The 243-nt window shown below is 31.7% G+C and carries 1 protein-coding gene; it reads left to right on the top strand.

Annotation, left to right across the window (positions count from 1 at the left end; translation table 11 throughout):
• The coding region (locus NE637_RS15530) for an ATP-binding protein (protein ID WP_256267825.1) at positions 1-243 on the top strand (243 nt) is incomplete at both ends.

Here is a 243-nt window from a genome sequence, read left to right as displayed (position 1 = left end):
GACAGATAAAGCGATGTTATCAAAAGTTTTAGAGAATATTTTTGACAATGCACTCCGCTTTTCACATGAAGAAATTATATTTTCAATCAAAGAAAAAGAGGATTATTTGTATTTTTCAATGCAAGATGATGGAGTAGGTTTTACATCTGAAGAATTAAAATCCGCAGCTTCTTTCTTCTTCAGTTCCGCTTCAAACGGTGGAAATTTTGGCATAGGATTATCTATCTGTAAAATACTTAGTGA

Origin of the sequence: Desulfovibrio desulfuricans (assembly GCF_024460775.1) — a bacterium.
In the GTDB taxonomy this organism is placed as follows: Bacteria; Desulfobacterota; Desulfovibrionia; order Desulfovibrionales; family Desulfovibrionaceae; genus Desulfovibrio; species Desulfovibrio desulfuricans_E.
This window is presented reverse-complemented; position numbering and strand designations above follow the sequence as displayed.